General features: G+C 36.7%; 8 protein-coding genes. All 8 read right to left on the bottom strand.

Translation table 11 applies throughout. The features are described 5' to 3' along the window. Positions 1 to 132: 132 nt before the first annotated feature. A complete protein-coding gene (locus IAE45_RS17195) occupies positions 133 to 705 on the bottom strand; it encodes an IS3 family transposase (RefSeq protein ID WP_200127491.1) in 573 nt (190 codons plus the stop codon). Positions 706 to 1,034: 329 nt separating this feature from the next. After that, positions 1,035 to 1,664, bottom strand: coding sequence for a helix-turn-helix domain-containing protein (locus IAE45_RS17190; RefSeq protein WP_200127487.1), 630 nt, complete (start codon positions 1,662 to 1,664; stop codon positions 1,035 to 1,037). Positions 1,665 to 1,810: 146 nt separating this feature from the next. Continuing rightward, the gene (locus IAE45_RS17185; protein WP_200127485.1) at positions 1,811 to 2,164 is read right to left on the bottom strand and encodes a DUF7006 family protein; all 354 of its coding nucleotides are present in this window, start codon (positions 2,162 to 2,164) and stop codon (positions 1,811 to 1,813) included. A 160-nt stretch (positions 2,165 to 2,324) separates the two neighbouring features. Then, positions 2,325 to 5,297 (bottom strand): WxL domain-containing protein, encoded by a 2,973-nt coding sequence (locus tag IAE45_RS17180; RefSeq protein WP_200143145.1) that lies wholly within the window; start codon positions 5,295 to 5,297, stop codon positions 2,325 to 2,327. Then, positions 5,284 to 6,354, bottom strand: a complete 1,071-nt coding sequence (locus IAE45_RS17175; protein ID WP_200127481.1) for a DUF916 and DUF3324 domain-containing protein — start codon at positions 6,352 to 6,354, stop codon at positions 5,284 to 5,286. The genes IAE45_RS17180 and IAE45_RS17175 overlap by 14 nt, the downstream gene beginning before the upstream one ends. 111 nt (positions 6,355 to 6,465) lie before the next feature. Next, on the bottom strand, positions 6,466 to 7,254 hold the full coding sequence (locus IAE45_RS17170) for a WxL domain-containing protein (protein WP_200127479.1): 789 nt from the start codon (positions 7,252 to 7,254) through the stop codon (positions 6,466 to 6,468). 4 nt (positions 7,255 to 7,258) lie between these two features. Then, a complete protein-coding gene (locus tag IAE45_RS17165) occupies positions 7,259 to 7,621 on the bottom strand; it encodes an LPXTG cell wall anchor domain-containing protein (protein WP_200127477.1) in 363 nt (120 codons plus the stop codon). A gap of 181 nt (positions 7,622 to 7,802) precedes the next feature. Further along, positions 7,803 to 8,600, bottom strand: a complete 798-nt coding sequence (locus tag IAE45_RS17160) for a MerR family transcriptional regulator (RefSeq protein WP_200127475.1) — start codon at positions 8,598 to 8,600, stop codon at positions 7,803 to 7,805. Between the last annotated feature and the right edge of the window lie 80 nt (positions 8,601 to 8,680).

Below are 8,680 nucleotides of genomic sequence, written 5' to 3'. Positions count from 1 at the left end.
AAGAAGTTCTGCACCTTATAAAATTTGTCAAAAAAACTGTTGCCATTCCAAGACAGCTAAAAAAACAAAAGTAAAACTATTCAGGAATCGAGTTGCTTGATTCCTGTTTTTTTATACCGCTAGCTTCCTAAACTAGTTTGGCGCTAGTTCGTTCAACACTTCCGAATAGCTATAGTTATTGTAATAGCACATATAACTACGCACAGATTTCTTTAACTCCTCAAAGTTCTGATAGCACTCTTGATAGAACTTCTCTTCTTTAAATGGGCCCCAAAAATATTCGATCGGTTGATTATCCAGGCAGCGACCGACTCGGGACATGCTTTTGATGAACTTATATTTTGCTTCAAGTGACTTATAGTCATAAGAGGTGTATTGAAACCCGCGATCACTATGAAGAAGCAGTCTTGCGCTAGGGTTCTTACACATGGCATTTTTAACAGTATCCATGACAAGTGAATTATTATTGGAATGACTGAGCTCCAAAGAATCAATCGAATGATCATAAAGATCGATGATGGCACTCAAATAAGCCTTTCGACCATTACCGGATTCCAATTCAGTAATATCCGTACACCATTTTTGATTGGGCTTCTCAGCGGTAAATTTTCGGTTTAATACATTTTCAGCCACGTGTGCTTCCGTTGCTTTTATATAGGTCGGACGCTTTTTCTTGATCACTGCTTTGATTCCCAGTATTTTCATTAACCGCTAATAACGCTTCCGAGAATAGTGCTTCTTAGGTTTTATATTGAGCTGCATTCAAATTTGTCGATGACCGATCGCGCTTTTTTACTGTCGTATTTCTTTTTTATCTCTTTGGCTAGTTTTCTGTTTTCAAGTTCCTTTTTGGAAGGTTGCCACTTTAACCATTTATAGTAAAAAGAGCGTTCAATCCCAGCTAATTGACAGAGAGGAGTGATTGAATAGTGATTTTCTTCAAGCAGTTTTGAAATTGCTTGGTAGAGATCAACGTTTCTCACTAACGTGAGGGTCGATTTCGTTGTTGAATCTCTTGTAACTTTTTTGCGAAGTCATTCTCCATTTCTAAATGCCTGATTCGTGCTTCTAGTTCTTTTATTCTTAATTTTAGCCGTTCCTCTTCGGTTAATGTTTCGTCCACGGTTGTCTTTTAGTGCTTCTTCCCCGTGTCGTTGGTATGTTTTTTCCCAATAATACACTTGTTGGTATGAAACATCATATCTTTCAATCGCTTGCGCGTAATTCAGTTCGTTAGCGATTGTATATTGAACAATCTCAATGCGTTCTTGATAGGTCGTTTTACGTCCGTTTATCATGGTTTTGGGTACACTGCCTTTACTCGTAGATTTTAGCATTTCCCCATTAGTATAGCTTGAAATCCATTTTCTTAAAATAGTAGTCGAAGAAAGTTGAAACACTGCTGTTGCCTGCCGAAGAGATAGCTCTTCATTTATGACTGCTAGAACAGCGTTCCGCTTTAGATCATTCGTGTAACGTTTCCACGTTGTAGATTTTTTCAGTCCCTCGATTCCGTCATCATTATATTTACGAATCCAATCTTTTATTATCGCCCATGAAAGGGAATGCTTCTTGGCGATACTGTTCAAGCTATGGTGTCCATTCATCACTTCTGAAATAACTTGATATTTTTCTTCTGGAGAATAAAGGCTTTTCTTAGACATGTAAAAACTCCCTATAAAGTAGATTTGAAATTTTTGTTTTTTCTTTGTCTACTTTAGAGGGAGCATATCACTATTTTCTGAACACTCCTTCTTAAAAAACTCATCATGAATATTATAAGATTCGAGAAATCTTTGTGTAGCATTTTTTATACCACATTCCATACCATCGAAAAGTTATTATTTGTACTCAAATTATTATCACAAAGCTCCTTGTAGTACGTACGATATTCCGCCTCAACAATTCGCAGGATTTCATCCGTTGGTAATTTGTTATATTCATAACAAATTAGTTCTGCCATTAGTGTTAGTTTCGCATCGATGCCTAGAATTCTAGGGATATTTTCCCAAAAATTATCTGGTGAAACCGTCCTTGTCAATTGTTCAAGTTGTTCGAACTGTTGTGCCAGGTACTCATTCATTTCTTCTGATTTTCTTTTATCTTGTGGTATAATTTCTTGAAATTGACGCATATATTCATCCTTTGTTAGGGGTGGTTTCATCTTATGTGATCCTCTCTCTTTTTATTCATTTATGATTGTTTTGATTGAAATTTTCTCCTTATTTATTGATCTGACTACAGTATTTTAGATCACTATTCTGGTAATAACTTGAACTATCAGAGATTCTAAAGAAATAGTAAGAGGAAACCAGTATTCTTTTCTAATTATCAGGAACTGCACTTAATTCCCACATCAACTTTGTTGAATAACTGGTTGCTTCCGGATTTGTTTCTTTAGGTACATAGAGACCGATACTTTCATCTGCGGAGTCTTGATTACCAAAACGATAGATCCACGTCCCTGTCCCAGATTCTCCTTCTGCTTGTAGTAATACTTTTCTTGTATTTGGTAAAATTCTTTGTACTGGTTCGTCCTGTAGTTTAGGTGCAATTCCGCCTTGTGCAGTCACTAGGTCTTGATTGAACAACTGAATTTCAGCCCCCTTTAATTCATGTCCATTTTCATTACTGAATTGACCGTTCTGAGTAATCGATAGCTGCCAACCCCTTCGCTCATTGTCTGGTCGACGATCACTTATCTGCACAAAGTTTGGTCGTTCTTCGTTCCTATTCACTGTTCCATCTTCATTTAATAATCGTTGCGGTTGCGCATAGTAAGTTTGATCGCTAACAGATATTTTTTGTATTCCAAAGTTAAATTGAGAAACAAAATCTAGGCTCAAGCGTCCTTGTTCTTCTGGTATCGCAGGCTTATTCTCTGGATTAACTTCCGTTTCAGGATCTAATGGGTCCACGGGTGACACCACAATTTTTTCTTCTACAATTGTACTAGCGGTATCATTTTTTCCATTTAAAAAAGCATAGGCAGTCACTGTATTCCCAACAGTAAATCGGTGACCTTCAGGTAATTCATAGCGATAGTTTCCATTTTTATCTGCCTTTGTATGATACTTCTCACTTTCAGAAATATCAGGTGAAGTTATAGATCCTGCGGGAATCGCCGGATCTCCTGAGAAACGGATGACACTATTGGGATTCGCCTTTCCAGTAATCGTATGAGAATTTACTTCAGTCGGATCTTCTGTTAACGGGTCAATCGTGACTTTGACATCTGGTATTTTTTCAAATAAAATCCGTTGTACATTTTGTGTAGTGAAATGCTGCTTAAAACTATCTGCTGTTTCTTGTGAAATTGAAGAAACACTGTCAATTTTAGGAGATATTCTCGTATAGCGCAAGTTCAAATTGAAGATAGGCGTCCATGAATAATCTGGGATCGTCTCAAAATTCCCTCTTGCCCACTGTTGTACTGATTGGACATCTATATCTAAGAGCCCCCGACTACCTTCAATGTTGATTAAACCGTTTGCAGTTGATGTCCCAGAGATGGTTCCCGTTCGTTCTAAGTTCACTTTTTGTGCATCTGAAAATTCAAACGTGGAACCTTCAGAAGCAAAATACATCAAATTTTGTTCATTTGAAGTACTGTCACTTTTTATATTCAAGGTAGCATCTTTGCCAATTGATACCCTTGCATTCCCATTGACATGTAGAATATTCGATGGTGAGGCAGACATTTCAGTGGCAAAAATATTCAATGTACTCCCACTTTCTACTAGTAGATTGCTTCCTGCCGCCATCCAGATAATATTAAATAGCTCCCCGTTTGCATTCGCCTTTGTGCCTTGAGAGTTGATTGTTAGTGTCCCTGTGTCCTTTATTCTGAGGGCTGAATTAGCCGTGCGTAAAGAAATGGCGGACCTTAAATTTTGGGGTGCTAAATTCATTCTTGCCCCTTCACCTATTTCAACGCTTCCCCTTCGAACGAGTAAACTTGTCCCGTCAGCTTCACCAGCATTTCCTTTCGATACAGCATTTAACGATGAATTTTTTCCCATTTTAAAGTTATTATTTGGATGTACTACTCCTCCTAAATCTAAATTACCTGCGCTAATTGTTTCCAATTCAACTTCAGCATCTTCAAGTATCGTTAAATTTGAAGCATAGATATTCGTTTGATCTAGTGCATTGATACGCCATGCACCAAAAGGAGATGTATATTCTGATACTTGTCTACTACTTGTTTTACCGGAGAATTTAATACTACTATACGGTGAATGAATCAATTGATTTCCGTAGTTCGTAATATTATGGTAAGTGATCTCACTGGCCATTTGATTCGTCACGTTCAAATCATTGAAAGTCAATGGTCCATAATAGTTTCCGTGGTATATTTCTAAATCTTTTAATGTGAGATTCCACGGTGTTGAAGAATTAGCTGTACGATTGTAAAAACATAAAGTGACTGCGCGAAAATCAATTTGATAGCCATTTCCTTCGATCGTTAGATTTCTGGAGATAGTATCTACATTAAGATAGACAAATACTGCTCCACCATTGGGATTAACAGTAGTTCCTTCTGTGATATCTGTTAGATTAAGCCGAGGGTTATCTGGTGTTTTAAAATCAGAAACAACACTTATAGTCGAAATCGAGGGATCTACAAATGCCCGAATGAACTCTTCCCAGTTCGCTACCTCTTGAACACTCGTTTCCTTCGTTGAACGTGCGTTTTCCATTATTTTTTTTGGATGATTTTCTGAAGTATATGTGGTTGTTTTTTCTTCAGCACTTGATATACTCGCTTCTTCGGTCTTTGCTGTTTCTTTTTTCTCTGAAGAAATAATTTTTTGCTCTGTTGTTTGTTGGCTTTCAGCTGCTTGGATGTTAAGTGTCTTTGTTGACTCCCCAACAGCTATTTCGTATACCCCTTCTTTTTCTACAATTAGAGATATGGAAAAGGACATTTGTGGAGAACTAGCCTGCACTTGCCACTGATTTGCTTTTGTATTGATTAACTTGATATCACCGTACAGTTCGTCTTCTACCATACTGACTCCCTCCGGGAGATCCATCACAAAATTGGAAACTTCTTGACTAGCATGTAAGACTAAGCGGAACTTTTTTCCTGCCATATGTGGCTCTTGATTGTTTTCGAATGAAATAATAGGAATCTTTGTTTCTGTTGTACTTGCCAATGGATCCAGCAATTCTAGTTCTCTCGATGGTTCCACAGATTTTTCGATTGCATAGACAGGAATACTCGTTGAAATCACTGGAAAACAAAGAAGATTAGTGCATGCCACGACCAAGACTTTTTTAATTTTCATCATGCTGAATCTCCTCGTCATTTTTAGCTCTTCGTTTCTTAATAAGTAGCCAAACAATAGACAACAACAATAAAAGAATCAGACTAACCGCGGCAACAATCCACCAATTGATGCTCGTATCGATTGTGACATCTGCACTATTCAATGCTCGGGCTTTATCTACTTCAATAGTAAATTTCCGTTCCCATTGCCATTCTTCTTCTCCTGAACGTGCCGACATTTTCAACAGATACTCGCCACTTCGAAAGCGATCGCCTTCTAAAGAGATCGGAAAGTTGAAATTAGAATTAGGTGCCATTTGAATCTGTTTTTGCTTGGCTCTATAGAGAATGTCGTTCTCACCTTCTTTTTGGACCGTTGCTTCTACTTCTAAGTGATTGACAAATGTAGGTGTAAAGTTCTGTAGGTTCGCACTGATAACATTACGATAATTGAGTTGGTCGGCAAAGACATCCAATAAATCTAAGTCAGGTTTTACGGCAGAGCGATCATTACTCGCCACCACACCTATGACATAGGCAAATTCATTTTTAATCGCAACCCCTTCTCCACTTGTTTCTGCTTCCTGTGGTTCTTTTTTCACCTCTGCGATTCTTAAGCCTCCCGCTAAAAAACCTGAGAAATTTTCTTTAGGCATATTTAGCATTACTTTAACAGTCTTTGTTTCGTTTCCAGCCAATTCAATAGGAGCTGGGGATTCAATTAAATCTGCCAAAGAATAGGGTAATGTTGGATCTGCCTTTTCAGCATCTTTGCCATATTCCACCACCCCTTGGACATTGGTAAATGCCGTATGAGCCATTATTTCAATCGTCTTTGCTTGATCATTGGCATTTTGAATTTTTAGTGTCAATTCCTCTGTACTTCCAGGTTCACTATTAAGGTCGAAGTAACGACCACTTCCTTCTATTTGACTGTCTGGAAACTCTGGTGTGACATAAAAACTTAACTTTTCTTCTGCGGAAACAAGAATTGGAGAGAACAAAAACGATAATACAATAAGTAACAGTCCCCCCCATTGAAGCCTCCTCTTTATTTGATATATCGTACTTTTTATCATCAAACACACTCCTTCGATGTTTCATTCAAAAAAGCAACGTTACATATTATGTAACGCTACTTTAGTCATGTGCGACTTACTCCCTAATCCATAATTAGATACATAAATCTATTAGATCCCTGCATCACTACTTGGTGTAGCCATTAATTCCCATTTCAATGTTGAGGTATAAGTGGTTGCGTCTTTTGCTGACGCGCCGGGTACAGATAATTGAATTGCATCATTCGTTACAATATTATCCCCCTCAGCTGTAACCTGTGCATCTAAATCTGCTTGGTTTCCCCATACAACAGATGATACACCTGCCCCCTTTCCTTGTTCAGCGGTCATAACTGAAACCGAAGTATTATTAGGAATTAGTTTCAAATTATTTGCATGTGCAGCTGGTGCTAATTCTTGATTGTTGCCAGTGTATTGAATTTGTGGATCCTTTAAAGTAACTTCGGCTCCTCGCAAGATAGCATTTTGCGTATTTTCCGCTTGAAAGTCACTTAGGCTGACTTTCAAATCCCAGCCTGCATTGCTTCCTCTAGTATCAGAAACTTGTGCAAAACTGACATAAGGAACTTTATTCTCATCACCAGTTGTTCCGGTCTTCTGTTGTCTTTCTGCAATCATATTGTACGTTTGATCTTGATTTGAAATAACCTGTGAACCAAAATTCATCGTCGCAGCCTTTACAATTGACAAAGGCCCTGTTGTTCCTGGAACTTCTGGATTAATCTCTACATCTGGTTCATTTTCAGGGGGAACTACAATTTGTGGTTCGTCTGTACTAGGTGTAAACTGGATATTACCGTTCGTGTTTACTTGGCGTCTTTCGTCTGCGAAGGCTGTGATTTCTCCAGCAAAAAGTGTAGTTGATAATGCTGCAATGGTTGCTAATCTAATGAATTTCATTTATTTAAATCCTACTTTCTTCATGTATTTTTTTCTTTTTGTATTTCCAAAAAACAAGTGTTGCTATGACAATCAGGGTGCCAAATATTATCCAAATGTTCATCTTTTTCTCATTTGTTTTCGGTAAATTTTTGGACGTTATGTGCCTGACCTCTGAGGGGTGCTGGGCAATTTCATGAGGAAAATCTGGCCTGACTTCCCCTTCGGGTGCGGGTTCTGGCAGTCCAGGTGTTTCATATACCCCAGTGAAACCAATTGTCCCATCGGTTTTCACTGAACATACTTCTGTCCCATAAACAACTAGTGGTGTATACACTTGAAGTAACAATATACCTATATTTAGTATGCATCTTTTTATATGTTTCATATCCCTGCCCCTAAAAATTTCCTTAGATATTGAGTCTGTCTCCAAAATCTTGTTTTTTTGAATACTCTATTTATTTAGAAGTTTTAGTATCAAAATTTTCTTGGATACTTATTATTTTAATTTTCTTAGTTTATTTGGTTCTGATTTATCGACAATGTATTTATGTACTTTTCTATGAATTTTATTGACGATTTACTTTTTCAAGTTTCACTTCAATACGTGTTACATGTTCTTTAATATTTGTGGATTCATAAAAGGTTATTAAATAAGATTCTAAAATGAAATTTGACATCATATATCCTTGTTGATCTGTGTAATATTCAATCTCTTTCAATAATTCATTTCTATCGAAGCGACCCTTCACTACAATTTCAGCATATGTTCCCTCCGGAATCACAAGCAGATTTTTATCAATTAATCCTTCACCTTTATTTAACAAAAATACTGGTTGGTATTTTTCTAGGCCGCCCTCCCTTTTAACTATATTTCCATATAAATTAAACCTATCCACAGAAATAGTATTTACAGATTCTTGAAATAATATTTTGGATCCACAGAATGATTCGTCTAAATTAAAATAATTTGCTTGGCTGGCAACTGCGTACCGTTTCTCTATTTTTCGAATCTTAATTTCATTTTTAGGAATGATTTTAGATTTTTCTGTATGCTGTATATATTTTTGCAGAAGGTTTTTTTTATCTATAAGATTACTTATTTTTTCATCCATCATTATTAACTCTTCAGACAGATAATTTACAGTTTGCTCAACATCTCTTTGATTTAACAGAATTTCAATAACATCCAAAGGCAAATCAAAATATCTAAATAACATAATTGTCGATAACTTTTCAATATCTGTAACTAAATATTCTCGATAACCATTTGCTTTTCTTTTTGGACTAATTAGACCTAAATGTTCGTAATATCTTAAGCCATGTTTTGATATCTTATGTAATTTACATACATACTTAGTTTCCATAACGAACTTCACCTCTCAAATCATATATGTCAAACCAAGTATAAACTATATAGTTACTATACAGTCAATGTAATATGATT

This window comes from Enterococcus sp. S53, from assembly GCF_016516865.1.
GTDB lineage: Bacteria > Bacillota > Bacilli > Lactobacillales > Enterococcaceae > Enterococcus_D > Enterococcus_D innesii.
The sequence above is the reverse complement of the archived record's forward strand: the minus strand, read 5'-3'. Positions and strand labels throughout refer to the sequence as shown.